Genomic DNA, 24395 nt, shown 5'->3' on the forward strand with positions numbered 1-24395 from the left:
TTACTGGATCACCACCTTGACGACGCCGGTGAGGGCGATCTGAGCGAGGGAGAGGGGGACGAGGAGGGTCCAGGAGAGCTTCTGGAGCTGGTCCTCGCGCAGACGGGGGTAGGTGACGCGCAGCCAGATCACGAGGAAGGCGAGGACCGCGGTCTTCAGCAGGGTCCAGACCCAGCCGAGGCCGTCGGCACCCCAGGGGCCGTGCCAGCCGCCCAGGAAGAGGACGGTGGTCAGCCCGCACAGGACGACGATTCCGGCGTACTCGGCGAGGAGGAAGAGAGCGAAACGGAGACCGGTGTACTCGGTGTAGGCGCCGAAGATGATCTCCGAGTCGGCGACCGGCATGTCGAAGGGCGGGCGCTGGAGTTCGGCGAGGCCGGCCACGAAGAAGACGATCGCACCGACGATCTGCCAGGGCAGCCACCACCACTCGAAGGCATCGAGGATGCCGGGGAGGGAGACGGTGCCGGCCGCCATCGCCACGGAGGCCGCCGTCAGCAGCATCGGCAGCTCGTAGGCGAGGAGCTGGGCGGCGGTGCGCAGGCCTCCGAGCAGGGAGAACTTGTTCGCGGACGCCCAGCCGGCCATGAGCGAGCCGAGGACGCCGACGCCCATGACGGCCAGGACGAAGAACACGCCCGCGTCGACGACCTGGCCGACGGCTCCCTCGCCCGGGCCGATGGGGATGGCGAGCAGGACGAGGAGGTAGGGCAGGAGGGCGACGGCGGGGGCGAGTTGGAAGATGCGGCGGTCGGCGCCCGCGGGGACGACGTCCTCCTTCTGCGCGAACTTCACGCCGTCGGCGATCAGCTGGGCCCAGCCGTGGAAGCCGCCGGCGTACATGGGGCCGAGGCGGCCCTGCATGTGGGCCATCACCTTGTGTTCCGTCTGGCCGATGATCAGGGGGAAGGTGAGGAAGACGACGAAGACGATCAGGAGTCGCAGGGCGACGTCGAGCACGTCGTTCACTGCGGGCCTCCTGCGGGGTCCTCGGGGGTGTCCGGGTTCTCGGGGGTGTCCGGGTTCTCGGAGGTGTCTGAGTTCTCGGAGGTGTCCGGGTCCGGGCTGTGGGGGGTGTCCGGGCTGTGGGGGGTGTCCGAGGCCGCCTTCGAGTTGCCCGAGGCCTCCGGGGACTCCGCGGGCTCGGCGGTCTGTGACCCCTTCGACGGTTCCGGATCCGGCAACTGCGCCGCTTCCGGCGACGGTTCGGGAGCCGGTTCGTCGAAGGCCGGGCGGGCGTGATGCCAGGGGGCGTCCGAGCTGTGAGCGGTGGCGGAAGCCCTGCCCGGACGGCTGTCGCCGCGGTCGGACCCGGCCCGCTGACTCGCGCTGCCCTCCGACGCGCTGCGCGCCCGGCGCGGTCCCGCCGACGGAGTCGATGCCCCGGGCACCGCGGGCTCGGAGCGCGGCACGTCGGACCCGGAGCCCGGTACGTCAGACCCGGAGCCCTGCGTCGCTGACCCGGAGCCCGGCGTCGAGGAGGTCTGATCGTCGCCGGGCTGCTCCTTCGCAGCTCCCTGCGACGCCGCCCCCCGCGACGCAGCCCCCTGCGACACCGAGCCCTGCGACACCGAGCCCTGCGACACCGAGCGGTTACGGCGAGGTCCCGTCGGGGCCGGAGCGGTCGACTCTTCGGGCGGGGACTGGCTCGCCGACCCCTCCGCCGCGGAGCGCGAACGCCGCGCGGCGGCCGGAGCCTCCGCACCAGCCGCGGACTGACTCGCGGAACCCTCCGCCGCCGAACGCGAACGCCGCGCGGCGGCCGGAGCCTCCGCACCGGCAGCCGAAGTCCCCGCACCGGCAGCCGAAGTCCCCGACCCGGCGGCCGAAGCCTCCGTACCAGTCGCCGAAGCCCCCGTACCAGTCGCCGAAGCCCCCGTGCCCGCGGCGGTCTGGCTCGCTGAGCCCCCCGATGCGGACCGGGTCCGTCGTACGGGGCGTTCCCCCGCGGGGCGTGCCGCGGGGCGGGCCGGGCGGGTGGGGGCCGGGGGGAGCTGGCCCTTGAGGGGGCCCCACTCGTTGGGGTCGGGGACACCGGGCGGGAGCATCTGGCGGCGCTTGGGGCCGCCGTGTTCCGACTCGCCCGGTTCCTTCGCACCCGGCCAGGCCTTGGCGACGCGGGCGGCCAGGACGAAATCCTTGCGCAGGGGGTGGCCTTCGAAGTTCTCCGGCAGGAGCAGGTGGTCCAGCGCCGGGTGGCCTTCGAAGGTGATGCCGAACATCTCGTACGTCTCGCGTTCGTGCCAGGCGGCACCCGCGTAGACACCGACGGCGGAGGGCAGGGCGGGGGCCTCGTGCGGGACCGTCGTGCGGAGGAGGAGGCGTCGCACCGGGGACAGGGCCGCGACGTGGGCCGAGACGCGGAAGCCCGTGCCCGGTTCGTCGACCGCGCTCAGCCAGTCGAAGTAGGTGCAGCCGAGCCGGTCGCGGGCGGTCTCCAGGGCGGTGATCCAGGCGGCCGGGGGGACGTCGACGGTCAGGACCTCGTAGGACTCCTCGGCCGTGGCGTCCGGGCCGAAGAGTTCCCCGGCGGTGGCGGGCAGCCAGCCGACGGCGGTCATCGCTCCTCCCCCGAGGTCGGCTCCGGCGCGGGCGGCTGCACCAGTCCGCTCTGCAGTGCCGCCGCCGACGGCCGGCCGGCGCCGCTGCCGTACCGCTCCCCCAGCGACTCGCGGGCGATCTTCTCCTGGAGCTTGAGGATGCCCTGGAGCAGTGCCTCGGGCCGCGGCGGGCAACCCGGCACGTACACGTCCACCGGAATGATCTGGTCGACGCCCTTGGTGACGGAGTACGAGTCCCAGTAGGGGCCGCCGCAGTTGCTGCACGCGCCGAAGGAGATGACGTACTTCGGCTCCGGCATCTGCTCGTAGAGGCGCTTCACGGCGGGGGCCATCTTGTCCGTGACGGTGCCGGACACCACCATCAGGTCGGCCTGGCGGGGGCCGGGGGCGAACGGGATGACTCCGAGGCGGATGAAGTCGTGGCGGGCCATCGACGCGGCGATGAACTCGATAGCGCAGCAGGCGAGGCCGAAGTTGAAGACCCAGAGCGAGTAGCGGCGGCCCCAGTTGAGGACGACCTTCATCGGCTCGGGCGCGAGGCGGGCCAGGGCTCCCAGCCGCTTGGGCTCGGGCAGCAGGACGGGCTCGGGCGCCGAGGGGTTCACGTCCATGTCAGGACGCCCTTCTTGTATGCGTAGAGCAGGCCGACGGCCAGGAAGCCGAGGAAGATGAACATCTCGACCAGGGTCGTCGCGCCGTAGCCGGGGGCGGCGAAGACGGTCGCCCAGGGGAACAGGAAGATCGAGTCGACGGCGAAGATCACGTAGAGGAAGGCGTACACGTAGTAGCGGACCTGGGTGTGGGCCCAGCCCTCGCCGACGGGGTCGACGCCGCACTCGTACGTCAGGAGCTTCTCGGGGGTGGGGACCACGGGCCGCAGCAGGCGGCCGGCCCCGAACGCGACGGCGACGAACAGCACGCCGACGACGGCGAGCAGTCCGACGACCGAATAGGACTGGAAGTAGTCCGCCGCGACGACGGTCGTGGTGACGACGGTCGGTTCCGGCACGTCCGTCCCTCGCTCCCTCAGAATTCGGACCTGGATCATGCGACGTTGCTGCGGCTCACGCGGATGCCGCCCGTTCGACGATCTGTACGCACGGGAGTCTAGGCCCTGATAAGGGCAGGGTAAGCAGCCCGTCACGGCCTGGCATGCGGGGGTGGGGTTTTCCTCAGTCGATCCTGGCGGTCCACCTCATGGCGCCGCCGCCCGCCGCCGGGCACGCTAACGCATATGACCCAACGCATCCCGTCCCCGGGCACGACGGCGGCCCGGGGGGCCGCCGGGCCGGACGACCGTCCGCCGCCCGCCCGGCTCGCCTATGACCGGCACACCTGGAAAGAGATCGCGCACCTGCTGGCCAACCTGCCGGTCGCGCTGCTCGGTTTCACCTACGTCGTGACGATGATGTCCATCGGTTTCGGGCTGACCGTGACGGTGGTCGGGTTCCCGCTGCTCGCGGCCGGACTCGTGGGTGCGCGGCAGTTGGGCAGGATGGAGCGGGCGCGGGCCAGGGCGCTGCTCGGGGTGCGGATCGAGGAGCCGAGCCGGCTGCGGCTGCGCGGCGGGGGCGGCTTCTTCCAGCGGTTGTGGATGCAGCTGAAGGACCCGGTGGGCTGGCGCACGGTGCTGTACGAGTTCATCCGGCTGCCGTGGGGGGTGCTCACCTTCACCGTCACGCTGGCCTCGCTGTTCGTGCTGTGGCCGGTGCTGCCGTTCATCGCGCGGGGGCTGACCAACGCCGACCGGGCCATGGTGCGGGCGCTGCTGTCGCCCTCCGACGAGCTGGAGCGGCGGATCGCCGAGCTGGAGTCGGACCGGGGGGTCGTGGTCGACACGGCCGCGGCCGACCTGCGGCGCATCGAGCGGGACCTGCACGACGGGGCGCAGGCGCGGCTGGTCAATCTGGCCATGGGGCTGGGCCTGGCCAAGGAGAAGGTGCTGGAGGATCCCGACGCTGCGGCGGCGATGGTCGAGGAGGCGCACGGCGAGGTGAAGCTGGCGCTCCAGGAGCTGCGGGATCTGGCGCGCGGCATCCATCCGGCGGTTCTGACCGACCGTGGTCTGGACGCGGCCCTGTCCTCGGTCGCCTCACGCTGCACGGTCCCGGTGAAGGTGACGGTCGATCTGCCGGAGCGGCCGGCCGCGGCCATCGAGGGCATCGCCTACTTCACCGTCTCGGAGCTGCTCCAGAACGTGAGCAAGCACAGCGGGGCGAAGTCGGCCTCGGTGGACGTGTGGCGGACGAAGAGCCGGCTGCTCATCCAGGTGTGGGACGACGGGGGCGGGGGCGCGAGCCTCGACGGCGGTACGGGGATGAAGGGCCTGGCGGAGCGGCTGGACGCCGTCGACGGGCTGTTCGTCCTGGAGTCGCCCGTGGGCGGCCCGACGACGGTCACGGCGGAACTGCCCTGGCGGGACCGGTCCGGGGCCCGGGGGTAGGGAAAACCCCCCGCCCGAGACGCCGACGGACTCCATGGTCCGCCGACCTGCGGCGCAGCAGGGTGGAGGTACGGGAGAACAGCCGCGGGACGAGGAGAAGGACGGCGCCGATGGCCACGGAGTACGGACAGGGGTACGGGCTCGACAGCGGGCCCGGGTTCCCGGGGAGCACCGAACGGCGGCACCGGCTGCCCGCCGCGCTGCGGGCGCCGGTCGAGCTGCGCACCTGGCTGGAGCTCACCCATGTGCTGCTCAGCCTGCCGGTCAGCATCGTGTTGTTCACCTACGCGGTCACGATGGTGTCGCTGGGCGCGGGACTGCTGGTCACCTTCCTCGGCATTCCGGTGCTGGCGGCGGCGCTCGCCGGGTGCCGCGGCTTCGGGGCGCTGGAGCGGATGCGGGCACGGGGGCTGCTGGGCCTGGAGGTGGCCGAGCCGGAGCCGCTGCGGATGAGGAAGCCGGGCGCGATGGCGTGGGTGGGGGCCGTCCTCAAGAGCGGCGCCTCGTGGCGGGCCCTGCTGTACGCGGTGCTGCACCTGCCGTGGGCGGTGTTCTCGTTCGTCGTCGCGGTGAACGTGTGGGTGCTGGGCTGGGCGCTGCTGACGTACCCGCTGTGGTTCTGGGTGTTCCCGGTGTACGCCGGTCAGGAGGGGATCCAGCTGTACGGCGACGAGACGCACCGGATCTACCTCGACAACCCCTTCGAGATCACGGTGACCGCGCTGGTGGGGCTGCTGTTCACGATGGCCTCGCCGTGGATCGTGCGGGCGCTGACGATGGTGGACCGGCTGCTGGTGCACGGGCTGCTCGGGCCGTCCCGGCTGGCGTCGCGGGTGGTGGAGCTGGAGTCGGACCGGGGGGTCGTGGTGGACACGGCCGCGGCCGACCTGCGGCGCATCGAGCGGGACCTGCACGACGGGGCGCAGGCCCGGCTGGTGGCGCTGGCGATGGACCTGGGGCTGGCGAAGGAGAAACTCCACGAGGACCCGCAGGCGGCCGCGCGGATGGTGGACGAGGCGCACGGCGAGGTGAAGACGGCGTTGCAGGAGCTGCGTGACCTGGCCCGGGGGATCCATCCGGCGGTGCTGACGGACCGGGGGCTGGACGCGGCGCTGTCGGCGGTGGCGTCGCGGTGCACGGTGCCGGTGCGGGTCGAGGTCGACCTGGCGGAGCGGCCGGCGCCGGCCATCGAGGGGATCGCGTACTTCACGGTGTCGGAGCTGCTGCAGAACGTCAGCAAGCACGCGCGGGCCACCTGGGCGGGCGTCGAGGTGTGGCTGACGGAGAACCGGCTGATGCTCCAGGTCGTGGACAACGGCGTGGGCGGGGCCGACGTCTCCGAGGGGTCCGGTCTCGCGGGGCTGGCGGACCGGCTCGACGCGGTGGACGGAATCCTGGTGGTGGACTCGCCGGCGGGCGGGCCGACCCGGGTGACCGCGGAGTTGCCGTGGCGGGGTGAGCACGTGCGGTGACGTTCGCGGGGGCACCCGGCCCCCGCGGGCGGTGACGGGGCCAGGGGTGCGCACCTCTGGCCTCACGACTTTCCCCCACCACCCCCTCGCCGCCCGATCGGCCGGTCAAGAAGCCGCTCCCGGCCCCATTCACCTCCCGACCCTGAAATGCTGGACCCGTCGCACGGGTGGGCGCGGAGCCGTTGTGGGCTGCGGACGGGCGGCATCGGGCTCTGGGGGGCCGGACATCGTGGAGGACAGGGTGCGGGTGGTCATCGCCGAGGATTCAGTGCTGCTCAGGGAGGGCCTGACCCGGCTGCTGACGGACCGCGGGCACGACGTCGTCGCCGGTGTCGGTGACGGTGAGGCGCTGGTCAAGACCATCACGGAGCTGGACGCGCAGGGCGAGCTGCCGGACGTGGTCGTGGCGGACGTGCGGATGCCGCCGACGCACACCGACGAGGGGGTGCGGGCGGCGGTGCAGCTGCGCAAGGCGCACCCGGGGCTCGGGGTGCTGGTGCTGTCGCAGTACGTGGAGGAGCGCTACGCCACGGAGCTGCTCGCGGGCTCCAGCCGGGGTGTCGGCTACCTGCTGAAGGACCGGGTGGCCGAGGTGCGGGAGTTCGTGGACGCGGTGGTGCGGGTGGCGGAGGGCGGTACGGCGCTCGACCCGGAGGTGGTCGCGCAGTTGCTGGGCCGCAGCCGTAAGCAGGACGTGCTGGCGGGGCTCACCCCGCGGGAGCGCGAGGTGCTGGGGCTGATGGCCGAGGGGCGGACGAACTCGGCGATCGCGCGGCAGCTCGTGGTCAGCGACGGGGCGGTCGAGAAGCACGTCAGCAACATCTTCCTGAAGCTGGGGCTGTCCCCGAGCGACGGTGACCACCGCAGGGTGCTGGCCGTGCTCACCTACCTCAAGTCATGACGTTTCACCCGCTGACATGGGAGACCCGGACATAACCGGACGCATGATCATCCCAAAGTCGTGTCCAAGATGCGAATGACACGAAGAAGGCGACCCCTGCGGTCGTAGGGTTGATCCTGGGAGGGCCTGCGGGAAGGCCTGTCCCGGACAGCGTCCTCGAGGGAGGTCCAGTTCAGTGACCAGCCAGGTCAGTAGCCCAGCGGAGCAGGCCGACGGAGCAGTCGTAGGAGAGCAGCGCAAAGCGGCGGGCGCGAAGGATGTCCGTCGCCTCGACCGGGTGATCATCAGGTTCGCGGGGGACTCGGGTGACGGTATGCAGCTCACCGGTGACCGTTTCACCTCGGAGACCGCGTCGTTCGGCAACGACCTGTCGACGCTGCCGAACTTCCCGGCCGAGATCAGGGCGCCCGCCGGGACCCTGCCGGGTGTGTCGTCCTTCCAGTTGCACTTCGCCGACCACGACATCCTCACGCCCGGCGACGCGCCGAACGTGCTGGTGGCGATGAACCCGGCGGCGCTGAAGGCCAACATCGGCGACCTGCCGCGCGGCGCCGAGGTGATCGTCAACACGGACGAGTTCACCAAGCGGGCGATGCAGAAGGTCGGCTACGAGACGTCTCCGCTGGACGACGGGTCGCTGGACGGCTACCACCTGCACCCCGTGCCGCTGACCACGCTCACGGTCGAGGCGCTGAAGGAGTTCGACCTCAGCCGCAAGGAGGCCGAGCGCAGCAAGAACATGTTCGCGCTGGGCCTGCTGAGCTGGATGTACCACCGGCCCACCGAGGGCACGGAGAAGTTCCTGAAGTCGAAGTTCGCGAAGAAGCCCGACATCGCGGCGGCCAACATCGCCGCGTTCCGGGCCGGCTGGAACTTCGGCGAGACGACGGAGGACTTCGCCGTCTCCTACGAGGTCGCCCCGGCGGCCACGGCGTTCCCGCCGGGTGTCTACCGCAACATCTCCGGCAACCTCGCCCTGTCGTACGGGCTGGTCGCGGCGAGCCGGCAGGCGGATCTGCCGCTGTACCTGGGGTCGTACCCGATCACCCCGGCCTCGGACATCCTGCACGAGCTGAGCAAACACAAGAACTTCGGCGTGCGGACCTTCCAGGCGGAGGACGAGATCGCAGGCATCGGGGCCGCGCTGGGCGCGGCCTTCGGTGGTTCGCTGGCCGTGACCACGACGAGCGGTCCCGGCGTGGCGCTGAAGTCGGAGACGATCGGCCTGGCGGTCTCCCTGGAGCTGCCACTGCTGATCGTGGACATCCAGCGCGGCGGCCCGTCGACGGGTCTGCCGACCAAGACCGAGCAGGCGGACCTGCTCCAGGCGATGTACGGGCGCAACGGCGAGGCTCCGGTGCCGGTGGTCGCGCCGCGCACCCCGGCGGACTGCTTCGACGCCGCGCTGGAGGCGGCGCGGATCGCGCTGACCTACCGCACGCCGGTGTTCCTGCTGTCCGACGGCTACCTGGCCAACGGCTCCGAGCCCTGGCGGATCCCGGACATCGAGGAGTTGCCGGACCTGCGGGTGCAGTTCGCGCAGGGCCCGAACCACACGCTCGACGACGGCTCCGAGGTGTTCTGGCCGTACAAGCGGGACCCGCAGACGCTGGCCCGTCCCTGGGCGATCCCGGGCACGCCGGGTCTGGAGCACCGCATCGGCGGCATCGAGAAGCAGGACGGCACGGGCAACATCTCCTACGACCCGGCCAACCACGACTTCATGGTGCGCACCCGGCAGGCGAAGATCGACGGCATCGACGTCCCGGACATCGAGGTGGACGACCCCCACGGGGCGAAGACGCTGGTCCTGGGCTGGGGCTCGACGTACGGGCCGATCACGGCGGCGGTGCGGCGGCTGCGCAGGGCCGGGGAGTCCGTCGCGCAGGCGCATCTGCGCCATCTCAACCCCTTCCCGCGGAATCTGGGTTCCGTGCTGGAGCGTTACGACAAGGTGGTGATCCCCGAGATGAACCTCGGTCAGCTCGCCACGCTCATCCGGGCGAAGTACCTGGTCGACGCCCACTCGTACACCCAGGTCAACGGCATGCCGTTCAAGGCGGAGCAGCTCGCCACGGCTCTGAAGGAGGCCATCGATGGCTGAGACGTCCACGCACGGCACGGGCACCGTCGAGGCGCTCTCCCTCGTCCCCAAGGCCGAGGGCAGGCAGTCGATGAAGGACTTCAAGTCCGACCAGGAAGTGCGCTGGTGCCCCGGCTGCGGCGACTACGCCATCCTCGCCGCGGTGCAGGGTTTCATGCCGGAACTGGGGCTGGCGAAGGAGAACATCGTCTTCGTCTCGGGCATCGGCTGCTCCTCCCGCTTCCCGTACTACATGAACACCTACGGGATGCACTCCATCCACGGCCGCGCCCCCGCCATCGCCACGGGCCTGGCGAGCTCCCGCCGGGATCTGTCGGTGTGGGTCGTCACCGGTGACGGCGACGCGCTGTCCATCGGCGGCAACCACCTGATCCACGCGCTGCGCCGCAACGTCAACCTCAAGATCCTGCTGTTCAACAACCGGATCTACGGTCTGACCAAGGGCCAGTACTCGCCGACCTCCGAGGTCGGGAAGATCACGAAGTCGACGCCGATGGGCTCGCTGGACGCGCCGTTCAACCCGGTGTCGCTGGCGATCGGCGCGGAGGCGTCGTTCGTGGCGCGCACGGTCGACTCCGACCGCAAGCACCTCACCGAGGTACTGCGCCAGGCGTCCGCCCACCAGGGCACGGCGCTGATCGAGATCTATCAGAACTGCAACATCTTCAACGACGGTGCCTTCGACGCCCTCAAGGACAAGCAGCAGGCCGAGGAGGCGGTGATCCGGCTGGAGCACGGCAAGCCGATCCGCTTCGGCTCCGACCTGGCCAAGGGTGTCGTGAGGGACCGGCTGACCGGTGACCTGAAGGTGGTCGCGGTGACGCCGGACAACGAGGACCAGGTGCTCGTCCACGACGCCCACGCCCCGTCCCCGACCACGGCGTTCGCGCTGTCGCGTCTCGCCGACCCGGACACCCTGCACCACACGCCGATCGGTGTCCTGCGCTCGGTCGAGCGGCCCGTCTACGACACGCAGATGGCCGACCAGCTGGACACCGCGATCGAGCAGCACGGCAAGGGCGACCTGGGCGCGCTGCTGGCGGGCGGCGACACCTGGACGGTCGTGGGCTGACCTGCCGGACTCCCACCGAGGCCCGGGGCGCTAGGAAGCGGCCCGGGTCTCGTCGTACGTCCGCCGCGCCTTCTCCACGTCGTCCATGCGGTCGCGCGTCCACTGCGACAGGGCGCGCACCTGCTCGGCTGCCTCGCGGCCCAGGCCGGTGAGGGAGTAGTCGACGCGCGGCGGGATGACGGGCTTGGCGTCGCGATGGACGAGTCCGTCGCGCTCCAGGGTCTGGAGGGTCTGCGTGAGCATCTTCTCGCTCACGCCCCGGCCGCCGTAGGCGCCGATCGCGCGGCGCAGCTCGCTGAACCGGTACGGGCGCTCCAGGAGTTCGATCAGCACGAGCACGCCCCAGCGGCTGGTCACGTGCTCCAGGACCAGCCGGTACGGGCACAGGGCTTCGCTGTCACTTACCGCCATGCCAGTACCTTACTTCAAAGTGGGTACTTTCTGAGAGTTAGCGCATCTCCTATGGTTAGTGTCAACGCACCCCACAAGGAGAGTCCTCACCATGAGCATCGTCGTCACCGGAGCCACCGGACACCTCGGCCGCCACGTCGTGGAGCAGCTGCTGGAGAAGGTCCCCGCCGAGCAGATCACCGCGGTCGTGCGCAATGCCGAGAAGGCCGCCGACTTCGCCGACCGCGGCGTGAGGATCGCCCTCGCCGACTACAACGATCCCGCCTCCTACGACCACCTCTTCTCCGCCGGCGACAAGGTGCTGCTGATCTCCGGCAACGAGTTCGAAAAGGGCCGTGTGCAGCAGCACAAGGTCGTCATCGACGCCGCCGCGGCGGCCGGTGCCGCCCTGCTCGCCTACACCAGCGCCCCCGCCACCCTGACCGCGGCGCTGGCCGACGACCACCGCGGCACCGAGGAGATCCTGCTGGACTCCGGCGTGCCCTACGCGCTACTGCGCAACGGCTGGTACCACGAGAACTACACCGAGAACCTCGCCCCCGTACTGGAGCACAACGCGGTCGTCGCCGCCGCGGGTGAGGGCAAGGTCTCCTCCGCCTCGCGCGCCGACTACGCCGCTGCCGCCGTCGCCGTGCTGACCGGTGAGGGGCACGAGAACAAGACGTACGAGCTGGGCGGCGACACCCCCTGGAGCTTCGCCGAGTACGCGGCCGAGCTGAGCCGGCAGACGGGCAAGGACATCGCCTACAACGCCGTCTCCCCCGAAGCGCTCGCCGGCATCCTGACCGGCGCGGGCCTGCCCGAGCCGTTCGCGCAGACCCTCGCGGGCGTCGACGCCTCCATCGAGAAGGGCGAACTGGTCGTCTCCACCGGCGACCTGTCCCGCCTGATCGGCCGCCCGACCACCCCGCTCGCCGACGCCATCGCCGCGGCCCTCAAGGGCTGACCCCCGCCGCACGGCGCCACCCCCGGACTGTCATGACCGTATGCCGATACGGACATGACAGCCGGGGGCGCCCGGCGTTACCGTCGTGAACGCGGACGCACGCCAGGCGCGAAGGAGGGGCACGTGACCGGCAAGCCGAAGGGTGAGCGGCACATAGGACTGCTGAACGGCTTCGCGGCCTACGGGATGTGGGGGCTGGTCCCCCTGTTCTGGCCCCTGCTGAAGCCGGCCGGCGCGATGGAGATCCTGGCCCACCGGATGGTGTGGTCGCTGGTCTTCGTGGGCGCCGCCCTGCTGGTGCTGCGCCGCTGGGCCTGGGCCGGCGAGCTGCTGAGGCAGCCGCGCAAGCTGGCGCTGATCACGGTCGCCGCGGCGGTCATCACCGTCAACTGGGGCCTGTACATCTGGTCCGTGAACTCCGGGCACGTCGTGGAGGCCTCGCTCGGGTACTTCATCAACCCGCTGGTCACCATCGCGATGGGCGTGCTGCTGCTGAAGGAGCGGCTGCGGCCGGTGCAGTGGGCGGCGGTCGGCACCGGCGGCGTGGCGGTGGTCGTCCTGACCATCGGCTACGGGCAGCCGCCGTGGATCTCGCTCTGTCTGGCGTTCTCCTTCGCCACGTACGGCCTGGTGAAGAAGAAGGTGGGCCTCGGCGGCATCGAGTCGCTGGCCGCCGAGACGGCGATCCAGTTCCTGCCCGCGCTCGGCTTCCTGGTGTGGCTCTCCGCGCGCGGCGACTCCACCTTCGCGGCCGAGGGCGCGGGGCACGCGGCGCTGCTCGCCTCGGCCGGCATCGTCACCGCACTCCCCCTGGTCTGCTTCGGCGCCGCCGCCATCCGCGTGCCCCTGTCCACCATCGGCCTGTTGCAGTACCTGACGCCGGTCTTCCAGTTCCTGCTCGGCGTCCTCTACTTCCACGAGGAGATGCCGCCGGAGCGCTGGGCCGGATTCGCGCTGGTGTGGCTGGCGTTGACGCTGCTCACCTGGGACGCGTTGCGCACCGCCCGCCGGGCCTCCCGCACGCTCACCAACGAGATGAGCGTGCCCAGCACCACCAGGGCGACCGGCACGGTCAGTGCCGCGCGGAACGCGGAGAGCGTGGCCTCCGGGCCGGATCCGGTGGACGCCAGGCCGTAGACCGCGGTCACCGCCGCGATGCCGATCGCCGCGCCGAACTGCGTCGCCGTGGTCAGCAGCCCGCCGGCCAGGCCCTGCTCCGACTCGGCCACCCCGTCCGTCGCGGCGATGGTCAGCGGCCCGTAGGCCAGGGCGAACGCGAGACCGCTCAGGAGCAGGGTCGGGAACATCATGGCGTAGGACCAGTCCATGCCGACCGGCAGGAACAGCGCGTACGAGGCCACGGCCAGGAGGAAACCGCCGGTGATCACCCGGGCGTTGCCGAAGCGGGTGACCAGTCTCGGCGTGAGCGTCGGCGCGAGGACGGCGTCGACGCCCATGACGACCAGGGCCACCGCCGTCTGGAGGGACGACCAGCCGCGCAGTTCCTGGAGATAGAGCGTGACGACGAACTGAAAGCCGAAGAAGGCGCCGAGGAAGAGCAGCGCCCCGATGTCGGCGCGCACGGCGGGGCTCCAGCGCAGCAGGCCGAGCCGGACGAGCGGGTCGGGGCAGCGGCGTTCGAACGCGACGAAGGCGGCGGCCACCAGCACGGCCGCGAGGCCCGAGGCCAGGGTGACCGGCCACTGGTGCAGGCCGTGCTCCAGGCGTACGACGGTGTAGGCGGCCAGCAGCATGGCGCCGGCGGCGGTGATCGCACCGGGCAGGTCGAAGGTGCGCCCGCGCCTGGCCGGGGCGTCGCGCCGGGGGATCAGGCGCACGGCGGCGACGAGCAGGGCGGCGGCCAGCAGCACGGGCGCGAAGAACACCCAGCGCCAGCCGATCTCGGTGAGCAGACCGCCGATCACCAGACCCAGCGAGAAGCCGGCCGCGCCCGTCCCGGCGAAGACCAGCACGGCCTTGTTGCGCTGCGGGCCCTCCTCGTACGAGGTGGTGATCAGGGAGAGCGCGGCCGGCGTCATGAAAGCGGCGGCGACACCCGTGACGAACCGGGCCACGATCAGCGTCCAGCCGCCCGTCGCGAAGCCGCCGAGCCCTGAGAAGGCGAGGAAGACGGTCAGCCAGAGCAGGAACATCCGCCGCCGCCCGAGCAGGTCGGCGGCCCGGCCGCCCAGCAGCGTGAAACCCGCGTAGCCGAGCACATAGGCACTCATCACCCAGGCCGCGGTGCCGGTGCTCAGTCCGAGATCGGCACGGACGGCCGGGATCGCCACCGCCATCATCGCGACGTCGGCGCCTTCGAGGAAGATCGTTCCGCACAGAACGAGCAGTAGCGCCCAGGCACGGGTGCCCATGAGTCAACACTCCTCCGGTAAGGGGCGGTTACGCAAGTGAGGGTCGGTTCCCCCTTGTAACCAGGCCCCACCCTGCGGCAGCATCGATGGACATGGAAGAAGGCACTTCGAAGTCACCGAGTAACTGCGCGAGCACCGTGGACTACGGCGACGCCGACCCCTTCCAGTGGGACACCCGCGAGGACTGCCAGGTCCGGCAGATCCTCGACCGGATCGCCGACAAGTGGTCACTGCTGGTCATCGCGCTGCTGGAGAACCGGCGGCTGCGCTTCACGGAGCTGCGCCGGGAGATCGACGGGGTCAGCCAGCGGATGCTGACGGTGACCCTGCGCTCGCTGGAGCGGGACGGCCTGGTGAAGCGGACGGTGCACCCGGTGGTGCCGCCGCGCGTCGAGTACGAACTGACCTCGCTCGGCAGGACGCTGCACACCACGATCCAGTCCCTGGTGACCTGGACGGAGGAGCACCAGGAGAAGATCGCGCAGGCCCGGACCGCGTACGACACCCGTGCGGCCGAGGCCGCGGAGGCTACGGCTCCGTAGGGGCGTGGCGGGCGCGGTGCGCCCGGACCTTCTCGCGGTTCCCGCAGTGCTCCATCGCGCACCAGCGACGGCGGCCCGGGCGGGAGGTGTCGACGAAGACCAGGCGGCAGTTGTGGGCGCCGCACTCCCGGATCCGGTCGGCGAAGGGTCCGGTGAACAGGTCGATCGCGTCGCGGGCGACGGTCGCGATCAGCTGGGTGCCGGTGGCGCCCGGGGCCCAGGAGCGGGTGCCGTCGGCCTCGATGCGGGCGACCAGCGGCGGCGCGGCCGCGGCGGCGTTGACGACGTCCAGGTGCGGGGTGTGCAGGGGGCGGCCGTGGGCGCGGTCGACCGCGAGGAGGAGCACGGCGTCGCGCAGGGTGCGCGACCGCGCCAGTTCCCCCGGGGAGACGGTGAGGTCCAGCCCGTCCGGCAGCCGGCTGCGCCCGGCCCAGGCGACCAGGTCGGCCGGTTCGTGCAGCACGTCCCAGCGGGCGAAGAACCCGGGGCCGCCCGTCGTCGCCAGCTCCAGGCACAGGGTGCCGGGGTCGAAGCGGTAGGGCTTGCCCTCGCCCGAGACCAGCGTCAGGCCGGGCGCCCGGTCCGGCGTTTCCCCTGCGCGTCCACTCACCTAACCAGTATAAGTGGTTACATGACGCAGACACCCGCATCACCGGCTCCCGTGCACTTCAAACTCGTCATCGACGCGAACGACCCGCACGCCCAGGCCGACTTCTGGGCCGCCGCCCTGCGCTACGAGGTCGAGGACAACAGCGCCCTCATCGGGAAGCTGCTCGGCTTCGGCGCCCTGCCGGAGGAGGCCACGGTCGACTTCCACGGCCGCCGCGCCTTCCGGGACCTGGTCGCCGTACGCCACCCCGAGGACCCCTTCGAGGAGGAGAGCGGGACCGGTCTGGGGCGTCGGCTGCTGTTCCAGCGGGTGCCCGAGGCGAAGACGGTCAAGAACCGGCTGCACCTCGATCTGCACCCGGGCGAGGGGCGGCGCGACGAGGAGGTCGCCCGGCTGGAGGGGCTCGGGGCGAGCGCGCTGCGGCGGGTGAAGGAGCAGGGCGGCGAGTGGGTCGTGATGGCGGACCCGGAGGGGAACGAGTTCTGCGTCCAGTGAGGGAGCCTTCGGAGGCATTCACTCCGTAACTCCCTGGCCGAATCAGTATCTTGACGGAGAGTCAGTACCAGCTTCACCATCCAGGCACCCCATTCACTGTGGGCGGCCCGTGGGCAGCGTCCCACGGGCTTCCCCACGGAATCCGGAGCCCCCACATGAAGCTCTCCGTTTCCGCGCGCGCCGTCGCCGCGGGCGGCATGGCAACAGCCATGCTCCTGACCGGCGGCGCCGTGGCCGACGCCGCGTCCCCCGCTCCCTCCAGAGCGGCTGCCGCGCCGGACATACCCGTGACGAACGTCAAGGCCCACCTGTCCCAGCTTCAGTCCATAGCCACCGCCAACGGCGGCAACCGGGCGCACGGCCGGGCCGGGTACAAGGCCTCGCTCGACTACGTGAAGGCCAAGCTGGACGCCGCCGGGTACACCACCACGATCCAGCAGTTCACCGCCTCCGGCCGCACCGGCTACAACCTGATCGCCGACTGGCCCGGTGGTGACACGAGCCAGGTCGTGATGGCCGGCTCGCACCTCGACAGCGTCTCCTCCGGGGCCGGCATCAACGACAACGGCTCCGGCTCGGCCGCCGTCCTGGAAATCGCACTCGCCGTGTCCCGGGCGCAGTACAAGCCCACCAAGCACCTGCGGTTCGCCTGGTGGGGCGCGGAGGAACTCGGCCTGGTGGGCTCCCGCTACTACGTCAACCGGCTGACCACCGGCGACCGTTCGAGGATCAGCGCCTATCTGAACTTCGACATGATCGGCTCCCCGAACCCCGGCTACTTCGTCTACGACGACGACCCGGCGATCGAGAAGACCTTCAAGGACTACTTCGGCGGCATCGGCGTCCCGACCGAGATCGAGACCGAGGGCGACGGCCGCTCCGACCACGCGCCCTTCAAGAGCGCCGGCGTGCCGGTGGGCGGCCTGTTCACCGGGGCGAGCCGGACGATGACGGCGGCGCAGGCGGCCAAGTGGGGCGGTACGGCCGGGCGGGCCTTCGACCGCTGCTACCACTCCTCCTGCGACACCACCGCCAACATCAACGACACCGCCCTGAACCGCAACAGCGACGCCCTGGCGCACGCGGTGTGGGAGCTGTCGGAGTAGCCCCCGGCACCCTCGCCTACTGGTTGCGGGCGCGTTCGGTGAGGCGGCCCATGCGGGCTCGGGCCGACTCCAGTTGCTCGACCTCCTCGGCGGCCGGGCCGTCCTCGGCGGCGAGTTCCGTCCACAGGCCGATCAGGTCGCGTCCCAGCTCCAGCCCGAGCGCCGGGTCGCGCACCGCGCGCCAGGCGGTGGCCGCGCTCTCCACGTTGCCGTAGGCGGCCTCCGGGTCACCGGCCCGGCGGCGGGCACCGGCCAGGTCGAGCGACAGCCGGAAGGCCCGGAGCGGGTCACCCGCCAAGTAGGCGATGTACGCCGTGAGTTCGCCCAGCCGGAGCACCTCGGGGTGCTCCGGCCCGAGCGTCGCGGACGCCTGCGCAAGGGTCTGCTCCGCCAGGCCGGACGCCGCTTCGATCCTGCCCTCCTTCACCGCCGCGTTGATCCGCGCGATCGGCTCCGCGAGGAGTGCGGGGGCGGCGGGATCGCCCGGGGCGGTGAGGGGTTCGTCCCCGAGCACCGCCTCCGCGACGGCGTCGAAGCCGCGCGGGGGCGTGGGCTTGGGGTCGGGGTCGGCGGCGATCAGGGCGTCCTCGGGGACCGGCGCGGGTCGTGAAACCGGCTGGGCCTCGGGAACCGGGAGCGGCCTCGCGTCCATGGGCGGGGGCGGGCCGAACGCGCCGGTGGGCGGGGCGACGGTGCCGGGCGGCGCCGCACCCGGGGCCGGCGGCGCGTCTTCCGGCGCCGGCTCGGCACGCCCCGGCACGGCGCGCAGCTCGAACGTCGGTACGGGTTCGTCGGCCGGCTGCGACTCGGGCACCCCCCGCAGCGGAAACGTCGGAGTCGCGCCGCGGCCGGGCTCGGCCGCGGGACGCAGCACGTGCGTGGCACTGTCGCCGCCCGCGTGCGGCGGCTCGGGCGCGGCCGGGGCCTCGCTCCGGACGTGCTGCGGCTCGGGCGGGGCCGGGGCCTCGCTCCGGACGGGCTGCGGCTCGGGCGGAGCCGAGGCCTCGCTCCGGGCGCGCTGCGGCACCGGTGGCGTACGGGTGGCGTCGCCTCGGGCGTGCTGCCGCTCCGGCGGAGCCGGGGCCTCGCTCCGGACGTGCTGCGGCTCGGGCGGGGCCGGGGCCTCGCTCCGGGCGCGCTGCGGCACCGGTGGCGTACGGGTGGCGTCGCCTCGGGCGTGCTGCCGCTCCGGCGGTTCCGTCGCGACCGGCTCGGCCGTGAAGTGGCTGGAGCCGTCCGGATCGACCTGGAGCGGGACGACGTAGCCGATGCGTTCGTCGCGGATCGTGGCGAGGACGGGGTGGCCGGTGGCGAGGGCGATGTGGTGGAGGCGGTTCAGGACGGCCCGCTGGATCTCCTCGCCGGGAGCGGCGAAGACCGGGACGCCACCGACGGAGGCACCGTCGGACACCCCGCCGGTTCCCCCTCCCACGTCCGTGCCGGGCACGGGGACATGGACGTCGATCGGCGCCGCCGGGGTCGCCGCGTGTGCGGCCTGCTTCTGTTCCCGCTTCTTCTCGCGGCTGAGTCGCGACATCGTCCCCTCACTGGGCGTCGTACACCTACTGTCGAGTGTGTCCGCTCGCCCCCGTTTCTCACGTCACCACGGTGTCACAGGCTCGTCCCAAGGGACGCCGGCCCCGGCACGGTCGTTACCGAGGGCATGAAGACCGGGCGTACGAGGGAGGAGAGGGGCATGCGCACAGGCATGCGACAGGGGCCGGAGATCTGGCTGCGCGGCCCGGTGACCACCCCGGAGCCGGGGCCGCCGGAGCCCGCGCACGCCCATGCCGTGGCGCGGCGTTTCTCCTGGGTCGGCCTGCACGGCGGCGCGGGCGTCTCCACGCTCGCCACGGTCTACGGCGGCCACGACAGCGGCCGGTCCTGGCCCGGGCCCGGCGATCCCCCGTCGGTGCTGCTGGTCGCGCGCACGCACGCGGCCGGGCTGGACACGGCCGCCGGGGCGGTGGAGATCTTCCGCCGCGGCCAGGCCCCGCCGGGGCTGGACCTGGACGCGATCGTCCTCGTGGCGGACGCCCCGGGCCGGCTGCCGCGTCCGCTCGCCCAGCGGGTCAGATCGCTGGAGTCGGTCATCGACGTGTACCGCGTGCCGTGGGTGCCGTCCTGGCGGCTCGGTGAACCGGGTCGTCCGCCGCGCGAGACGGAGGCCCTGGCCCGGCTGACGGGAGCGGCACGCTGACGGCCCTGCCCCTGTCGGCCGTCCCTCGGTCGGCCGGGGAGATCGCGGCGGCGGTACGGGCCGGGGAGCTGCGCGCGGCGGATGTCGTCGCGGCGGCCCTGGAGCGGATCGAGCGGACCGATCCGCAGCTGTGCGCGTTCGCCGAGGTGTGGCGCGACGAGGCGCTGCGGCGGGCGCGGGAGGTGGACGCGCGACTCGGCCGGCGGGGCCCGGGTGTCTTCCTGCCGCTGGCCGGCGTGCCGGTCGCTGTGAAGGGGCGGCGCGGGCTGCACGCGGCGGGCCCGCTGCTCGCGGCCGGTTGCGTGCCCGTGGGGGCGACGTCCGTGCCCGGGCCGGGGACGCCCTGGCAGACGTGGGGGCTCGGAGCCCACGGCAGGACCGTGAATCCGTGGCGGGCCGACCGTACGCCGGGCGGCTCGTCGGCCGGGGCCGCGGCGGCCGTGGCGGCCGGGCTGGTGCCGCTGGCGACGGGCGGCGACGGGGCCGGGTCGGTGCGCATCCCGGCGGCGTGGTGCGGGGTGGTCGGCCTGAAGACGACAGGCGGACGGCTGCCGTCGGCCGACCGTACGGGACTTGCTGTTCCCGGGGTGCTCGCCCGCTCGGTGGCGGACGCCGGGCTGTGGTGGACGGTGGTGTCCGGGGAACGGGCACCGGCCGGGGCGGCCCTCCCCGTCCCGGCTGTCTGGTCCCCCGACCTGGGCTTCGCCGGTCCCGACCCGGAGCCTGTCGCGCTCGCCCGGGCCGCGGTGGAGCGGCTCGTGGCGGCAGGGGTCGTACGGCTGGTGCGGCCGCGGATGCCGGTGCGGCTGAGGGACCCCGGCCCGGCCTGGTTGGCCCTGCGCACCCCTGGTTCCGACCTGGCCGGGGCCGAGCGGGTCCGGGCGGAGAACGACCGGCGGCTGGCCGGGCTGTTCGCCGATGCCGAGCTGCTGCTGACCCCGACGGCACCCACCGCCCCGCACGGTCACGAGGGCCCGGGGGACCGCTACTCCACCTCTCTCACCTGGGGGTTCAACCTGAGCGGTCACCCCGCGCTGAGCCTGCCCGCGGGCCTCGGCGACGACGGCTGCCCGGCCGGCCTCCAGCTGGTGGCGCCGCGGGGGCGGGAGGCGCTGCTGCTGGCGGTGGCGCGGGAGGCGTGACGGGCACCCCTGGCGAATTTACTTGCGTACGCATATGATGCACACGCATGCTATCGCCGTACGCCGAGTTTTCCAGAGGGGCACCCATGACCCGCCGTTTCCTTTTCGTCCTGGGCAGCGCTCGCGCCGAGGGCAACTCCGAGCTCCTGGCCCGCCGGGCCGCCGAGCAACTGCCCCCGGACGTCGAGCAGGAGTGGATCGACCTCACCGGGCATCCGGTGCCGGACTTCGAGGACCTGCGGCACGACAGCGACCACGTCCGTCCGACCGAGGGCAACGTGGCCCGGCTGCTGGACGCGACGCTCGCGGCGACGGACATCGTGATCGTCTCGCCCCTGTACTGGTACTCGGTCTCCGCGCAGACCAAGCGCTACCTCGACTACTGGTCGGGCTGGCTGCGCACGCCCGGCCTCGACTTCAAGGCGACCATGGCCGGCCGCACCCTGTGGGGCGTCACCGCCCTCGCGCACACCCAGGAGGTGGTCGCCGACCCGCTCGTCGGGACGCTCCACAACTCCGCCGCTTACCTGGGGATGCGCTTCGGCGGGGTGCTGCTCGGCAACGGCAGCAAGCCCGGTGACGTGCTGACCGATGACGACGCCCTGAGGCGCGCCAAGACCTTCTTCGAGCGGGAGGCTCCCCCGGCCCGGTTCCTGTACGAGGACTGAGTGCTACGCGGTGATGTCCTTCGCCGTGAAGCGCGCCCACGCCGCCGACCCGAACACCGCCGCGTACAGGGCCTGGAGGCCGAGGTTCTTCGCCAGTTCGTCCCAGTAGACCGGCTCGCGCATGAGGTCGGCGAAGGACAGCCAGTAGTGGGAGAACAAGTACGGCTGAAGGGCGTGCAGTTGCGGGATCTGGTCGAGGATCTGGACCGTGATCAGCAGGCCGAGCGTCGTCGCCATCGCCGCGATGCCGCTGCCCGTCAGGGTCGAGACGAACAGGCCGAGCGCGGCGACGCCGATCAGTGACGCGGCGACGGCCAGGGCGATCAGCAGGGCTCTGCCCAGCCCCTCGGCGAAGCCGATCTGCGTGCCGGAGATGGTCGTCAGGTCACCGAGCGGGAAGAGCAGCACTCCGACCGCCAGCGCCGAGACGGCGACCACGAGCGTCGCGGCCAGGCAGAAGATGATCACCGTCGCGTACTTGGTGAGCAGCAGGCGGGTGCGGCCGGCCGGGGCGACCAGCAGATAGCGCAGCGTGCCCGAGTTGGCCTCGCCGGCGATCGCGTCACCCGCGACGACACCGACCGCCATCGGCAGGAAGAACGGGAGCGTCGCGGCCAGGGCGGTGAAGACGAGGAACAGGCCGTTGTTGGTGATCTGCGAGATGAAGGCCGGTCCTCCGCCGCCCCCGCCGCCGGGCGAGCCGCCGTCGCCCGTCTCCATCTTGACGGCGATGCCGACGAGGACCGGCACGCCCGCCAGCACGGCCAGCAGCGCGAGCGTGCGCCACCGCCGGAACGTGGTGACGAGCTCGTTGCGCAGCAGCCCGAAGGTCCACAACGGGCGCACCGGCCGTACGGGTTCCACCACTTCAGCCCGCGACATCGAAGCCCTCCCCCGTCAGCGCCACGAACGCGTCCTCCAGCGAGGCCCGTTCGACCGTGAAGCCGCGCACCCGGACCCCGGCCGTCACCAGCGCGGCGTTCACCTCGGCGAGGTCGCCCTCCGGTGGCTCGCCGGTCACCCGGTCGTCGGTGACCACGACATCGGCGACACCCTGCTCCTTCAGGATCCGGGCCGCCTCCGCCGGGTCCGGCGTGGTTACGACCAGCCGGCCGCGCGCCCCGGCGGACAACTCGGCGACCGGGCCCTGCGTGATCAGCCGGCCCTGGGCCATCACGGCCGCGTGCGTGCAGACCTGCTCGATCTCGTCGAGGAGGTGGGAGGAGAGGAAGACGGTCGTGCCGTCCGAGGCCAGCTCCCTGACCAGGGCGCGGATCTCGCGCATGCCCTGCGGGTCGAGGCCGTTGGTGGGCTCGTCCAGCACGAGCAGCCGGCGCGGCTGGAGCAGCGCGGCCGCGAGACCCAGGCGCTGTTTCATGCCCAGGGAGTACGCCTTGGCCTTCTTGCCCGCGGCGGCCGTCAGGCCCACCCGGTCCAGGGCCGAGGCGACCCGGGTGCGCCGGGTGCGCGGGTCGGCGGCCGGGTCGGCACTGTCGTAGCGGATCAGGTTGTCGCGGCCGGAGAGGAAGCCGTAGAGGGCCGGGCCCTCGATGAGGGCGCCGACGTGCGGCAGCACGGCGCGGGCGGCCCGGGGCATGGGCTGCCCGAGCACCCGGGCCGTGCCGGAGGTTGGCTCGATGAGGCCCATCAGCATGCGGATGGTGGTGGTCTTGCCGGAGCCGTTGGGGCCCAGGAAGCCGAAGACGCTGCCCGCCGGGACGGTCAGGTCGAGACCGTCGACGGCGAGCTGTCCGCCGCGGTAGCGCTTGGTGAGCGCGCGGGTGGCGATGACCGGTTCTCCGGTCGCGGCCCGCGTCCCACGCTGCTCCGGTTCCCCGGTCGCGGCCCGCGTCCCACGCTGCTCCGGTTCCCCGGCGGACACCTCGCCCATCGGCTTCCTCGTTCTCTCGACGTCCCGTGCGGCTACGGGACTTACTTGCCGGCGTCGGCCGCCTTCACGAGCGCGTCCTTGGTGACCAGGCCCGCGTAGACCTTGCCGTCGTCGGTGACGAGGGCGTTGACCAGGCGGGTGGAGAAGACCGTGCCCGAGCCGAACGTGCCGTGGACCTTGTCGCCGAGGGAGTCGATGAAGCCGCCGAACTCGCCGCCGGCCTTGCCCGAGGGCACGCCCTCGCCGCCCGTGTCGAAGGTGGCGATGGCGGTCCAGCCCTCGCCGATGGTCTTCATGCCGTCGTGGCCACCGGGGCCCTTTCCGGCCTGGTGGCCGGGCGCCTCACCGAGCGCGAAGGGCTTGCCGGGGGCCGTGCGCGGAGTCTCGCCCGAGCCCTTGCCGGCGTCCTTCTCCTCGGTGACCTTCGCGCCCTTGGGCGGGGTGAAGTCGAAGGTGGAGGCGGCCGGCTCGGCGAAGCTCACCTTCGTGAAGCCCGCGTCGACGACGGCCGCGCCGCCGCTCGCCGGGGTCAGGGTGAACTTCAGCGGCAGGCCGGTCTTCGCGTCCACGGCGACGGTGATCGCACCGACCGTCGAGCCGGACTGCTTCGGCTTCACGACCAGCTTGTAGGCGTCCCGGCCGGCGACCTGGGCGGTGCCGTCCACGGTCACGGACGTGGTGTCGTCGACCGCCTTCAGGGCCTCCTCGGCGAAGTCCCCGGGCGTGGCCGGCGGCTGCTGGTCCTTGCCGCGCTCGGGGCTGTCGGAGGTGCCGTGGTAGACCTCGTTGGACTTGCTGTCGTAGCCCCAGACGTCCTTGCCGTTGTGGATGACGCTGTACTCGGCGGCGTTCTCCAGCAGCGACAGCTTCTGCTTGTCCGGGCCGTCGACGGCGACGCGCAGGGTGTGCGTGCCGGAGGCCAGTTCGGTGAGCTTGGCCGTCGGGTCGGCGGAGGAGCCGTCCTCGCCCCCGCCCTTGCCCGCGGCGCCGGACAGCAGGCCCGACTCCAGGCCGCCGAGGTCCGGCAGGCCGAGGTCCGTGCTGATCTTCACCGTGCCGGACAGCTGCTGGACGTCCGACTTCGCGATCTTCTCGATGAGTTGCTGTGCGGTGATCTTCGGGAGGTCGGGGTCCCCGGAGTCGGCGAGCGCGGGCACCAGCCCGATCGTCGCGGCGGCCACCCCCACCACCGTGACCGGGACGATGTACCGCGCGGCTTTGCGCCGCCCGGAGCGCTGCTCGTCGACCTCTCCGGCGGTCGTGCTGTCGTCGGATGCGTACGGTGCCATGTGTGCCCTACCTCCGTGGTCGGCGGCGGCTGTCCGTGTCGTCCACGCACTCGTCCCTGAGCCGCCATTCTCACCCGAACAGGTGAGGAGTGGTGTTCTTCCGTGGTGACCATCTGACCAAATCGGCCAGGGAGATACGTCAGACCCCGGACTCAACTCCGTGTACTGCT

At 72.2% G+C, this 24395-nt stretch carries 23 protein-coding genes and 1 pseudogene; 13 read left to right on the top strand and 11 right to left on the bottom strand.

The window, feature by feature from the left end:
* From AB0E85_RS11645 to AB0E85_RS11660, 4 genes are read right to left on the bottom strand one after another with little or no spacing between them, the layout of a single operon-like run.
* Positions 1 to 969: a complex I subunit 1 family protein gene (locus tag AB0E85_RS11645; RefSeq protein ID WP_361925088.1), complete on the bottom strand. Its 969-nt coding sequence runs from the start codon at positions 967 to 969 to the stop codon at positions 1 to 3.
* Positions 966 to 2561 (bottom strand): NADH-quinone oxidoreductase subunit C, encoded by a 1596-nt coding sequence (locus AB0E85_RS11650; protein ID WP_361925090.1) that lies wholly within the window; start codon positions 2559 to 2561, stop codon positions 966 to 968. Before AB0E85_RS11650 ends, AB0E85_RS11645 begins: the two co-directional genes overlap by 4 nt.
* Positions 2558 to 3172, bottom strand: a complete 615-nt coding sequence (locus AB0E85_RS11655) for an NADH-quinone oxidoreductase subunit B family protein (protein WP_361925092.1) — start codon at positions 3170 to 3172, stop codon at positions 2558 to 2560. Before AB0E85_RS11655 ends, AB0E85_RS11650 begins: the two co-directional genes overlap by 4 nt.
* On the bottom strand, positions 3163 to 3609 hold the full coding sequence (locus AB0E85_RS11660) for an NADH-quinone oxidoreductase subunit A (protein WP_184848926.1): 447 nt from the start codon (positions 3607 to 3609) through the stop codon (positions 3163 to 3165). The genes AB0E85_RS11655 and AB0E85_RS11660 overlap by 10 nt, the downstream gene beginning before the upstream one ends.
* 186 nt (positions 3610 to 3795) lie before the next feature.
* Here AB0E85_RS11660 and AB0E85_RS11665 point away from each other — a divergent pair, with 186 nt between their 5' ends.
* The 5 genes from AB0E85_RS11665 (at position 3796) to AB0E85_RS11685 (ending at position 10553) form a co-directional block, all read left to right on the top strand.
* Entirely contained in the window at positions 3796 to 5004 is a 1209-nt protein-coding gene (locus AB0E85_RS11665) for a sensor domain-containing protein (protein ID WP_361925094.1), read from the top strand.
* Positions 5005 to 5114: 110 nt separating this feature from the next.
* Positions 5115 to 6476, top strand: a complete 1362-nt coding sequence (locus AB0E85_RS11670) for a sensor domain-containing protein (RefSeq protein ID WP_361925096.1) — start codon at positions 5115 to 5117, stop codon at positions 6474 to 6476.
* 241 nt (positions 6477 to 6717) lie between these two features.
* A complete protein-coding gene (locus AB0E85_RS11675; protein WP_361925341.1) occupies positions 6718 to 7377 on the top strand; it encodes a response regulator transcription factor in 660 nt (219 codons plus the stop codon).
* A 175-nt stretch (positions 7378 to 7552) separates the two neighbouring features.
* Entirely contained in the window at positions 7553 to 9481 is a 1929-nt protein-coding gene (locus tag AB0E85_RS11680; RefSeq protein ID WP_361925098.1) for a 2-oxoacid:acceptor oxidoreductase subunit alpha, read from the top strand.
* Positions 9474 to 10553: a 2-oxoacid:ferredoxin oxidoreductase subunit beta gene (locus tag AB0E85_RS11685; RefSeq protein ID WP_361925100.1), complete on the top strand. Its 1080-nt coding sequence runs from the start codon at positions 9474 to 9476 to the stop codon at positions 10551 to 10553. The genes AB0E85_RS11680 and AB0E85_RS11685 overlap by 8 nt, the downstream gene beginning before the upstream one ends.
* Before the next feature lie 30 nt (positions 10554 to 10583).
* On the opposite strand, the gene AB0E85_RS11690 is transcribed toward AB0E85_RS11685, so the two are convergent.
* The gene (locus AB0E85_RS11690; RefSeq protein ID WP_161367129.1) at positions 10584 to 10964 is read right to left on the bottom strand and encodes a helix-turn-helix domain-containing protein; all 381 of its coding nucleotides are present in this window, start codon (positions 10962 to 10964) and stop codon (positions 10584 to 10586) included.
* A 91-nt stretch (positions 10965 to 11055) separates the two neighbouring features.
* Here AB0E85_RS11690 and AB0E85_RS11695 point away from each other — a divergent pair, with 91 nt between their 5' ends.
* The gene (locus AB0E85_RS11695) at positions 11056 to 11910 is read left to right on the top strand and encodes an NAD(P)H-binding protein (RefSeq protein ID WP_361925102.1); all 855 of its coding nucleotides are present in this window, start codon (positions 11056 to 11058) and stop codon (positions 11908 to 11910) included.
* Between the two features lie 123 nt (positions 11911 to 12033).
* Positions 12034 to 13047: an EamA family transporter RarD gene (gene rarD / locus AB0E85_RS11700; protein ID WP_361925104.1), complete on the top strand. Its 1014-nt coding sequence runs from the start codon at positions 12034 to 12036 to the stop codon at positions 13045 to 13047.
* On the opposite strand, the pseudogene AB0E85_RS11705 reads toward rarD, so the two are convergent.
* Positions 12942 to 14282, bottom strand: a pseudogene (locus tag AB0E85_RS11705) (MFS transporter); the annotation flags it as partial. The gene rarD and the pseudogene AB0E85_RS11705 sit on opposite strands and share 106 nt — an antisense overlap.
* 92 nt (positions 14283 to 14374) lie before the next feature.
* Between AB0E85_RS11705 and AB0E85_RS11710 the strand changes: the two are divergent.
* On the top strand, positions 14375 to 14824 hold the full coding sequence (locus AB0E85_RS11710) for a helix-turn-helix domain-containing protein (RefSeq protein WP_361925106.1): 450 nt from the start codon (positions 14375 to 14377) through the stop codon (positions 14822 to 14824).
* Here the strand turns inward: AB0E85_RS11710 and AB0E85_RS11715 are convergent.
* On the bottom strand, positions 14811 to 15434 hold the full coding sequence (locus AB0E85_RS11715; protein ID WP_361925108.1) for a CGNR zinc finger domain-containing protein: 624 nt from the start codon (positions 15432 to 15434) through the stop codon (positions 14811 to 14813). The two genes, AB0E85_RS11710 and AB0E85_RS11715, sit on opposite strands and share 14 nt — an antisense overlap.
* A gap of 21 nt (positions 15435 to 15455) precedes the next feature.
* Between AB0E85_RS11715 and AB0E85_RS11720 the strand changes: the two genes are divergently transcribed.
* Together AB0E85_RS11720 and AB0E85_RS11725 are read left to right on the top strand one after the other, a co-directional pair.
* On the top strand, positions 15456 to 15929 hold the full coding sequence (locus tag AB0E85_RS11720) for a VOC family protein (RefSeq protein WP_361925110.1): 474 nt from the start codon (positions 15456 to 15458) through the stop codon (positions 15927 to 15929).
* Between the two features lie 155 nt (positions 15930 to 16084).
* Complete coding sequence (locus tag AB0E85_RS11725) at positions 16085 to 17035, top strand: M28 family metallopeptidase (protein ID WP_361925112.1); 951 nt, start codon at positions 16085 to 16087, stop codon at positions 17033 to 17035.
* A 16-nt stretch (positions 17036 to 17051) separates the two neighbouring features.
* On the opposite strand, the gene AB0E85_RS11730 is transcribed toward AB0E85_RS11725, so the two are convergent.
* The gene (locus AB0E85_RS11730) at positions 17052 to 18572 is read right to left on the bottom strand and encodes a tetratricopeptide repeat protein (protein WP_361925114.1); all 1521 of its coding nucleotides are present in this window, start codon (positions 18570 to 18572) and stop codon (positions 17052 to 17054) included.
* A 159-nt stretch (positions 18573 to 18731) separates the two neighbouring features.
* Here AB0E85_RS11730 and AB0E85_RS11735 point away from each other — a divergent pair, with 159 nt between their 5' ends.
* The 3 genes from AB0E85_RS11735 to AB0E85_RS11745 all read left to right on the top strand — a co-directional run bounded on the left by AB0E85_RS11735 (position 18732) and on the right by AB0E85_RS11745 (position 21045).
* Positions 18732 to 19235, top strand: coding sequence for a DUF6668 family protein (locus AB0E85_RS11735; RefSeq protein ID WP_361925116.1), 504 nt, complete (start codon positions 18732 to 18734; stop codon positions 19233 to 19235).
* Positions 19232 to 20377, top strand: coding sequence for an amidase (locus AB0E85_RS11740; protein WP_361925346.1), 1146 nt, complete (start codon positions 19232 to 19234; stop codon positions 20375 to 20377). The genes AB0E85_RS11735 and AB0E85_RS11740 overlap by 4 nt, the downstream gene beginning before the upstream one ends.
* A gap of 86 nt (positions 20378 to 20463) precedes the next feature.
* Complete coding sequence (locus AB0E85_RS11745; RefSeq protein WP_361925118.1) at positions 20464 to 21045, top strand: NAD(P)H-dependent oxidoreductase; 582 nt, start codon at positions 20464 to 20466, stop codon at positions 21043 to 21045.
* A gap of 3 nt (positions 21046 to 21048) precedes the next feature.
* On the opposite strand, the gene AB0E85_RS11750 is transcribed toward AB0E85_RS11745, so the two are convergent.
* Genes AB0E85_RS11750 through AB0E85_RS11760 form a run of 3 tightly spaced genes read right to left on the bottom strand, consistent with a single transcriptional unit; the run spans position 21049 to position 24225 of the window.
* Complete coding sequence (locus AB0E85_RS11750; protein ID WP_361925120.1) at positions 21049 to 21927, bottom strand: ABC transporter permease; 879 nt, start codon at positions 21925 to 21927, stop codon at positions 21049 to 21051.
* A complete protein-coding gene (locus tag AB0E85_RS11755; protein WP_361925122.1) occupies positions 21914 to 22936 on the bottom strand; it encodes an ABC transporter ATP-binding protein in 1023 nt (340 codons plus the stop codon). Before AB0E85_RS11755 ends, AB0E85_RS11750 begins: the two co-directional genes overlap by 14 nt.
* A 41-nt stretch (positions 22937 to 22977) precedes the next feature.
* A complete protein-coding gene (locus AB0E85_RS11760) occupies positions 22978 to 24225 on the bottom strand; it encodes a DUF2092 domain-containing protein (protein WP_361925124.1) in 1248 nt (415 codons plus the stop codon).
* Between the last annotated feature and the right edge of the window lie 170 nt (positions 24226 to 24395).

Source organism: Streptomyces sp. NPDC029044 (assembly GCF_040637495.1).
Taxonomy (GTDB): domain Bacteria; phylum Actinomycetota; class Actinomycetes; order Streptomycetales; family Streptomycetaceae; genus Streptomyces.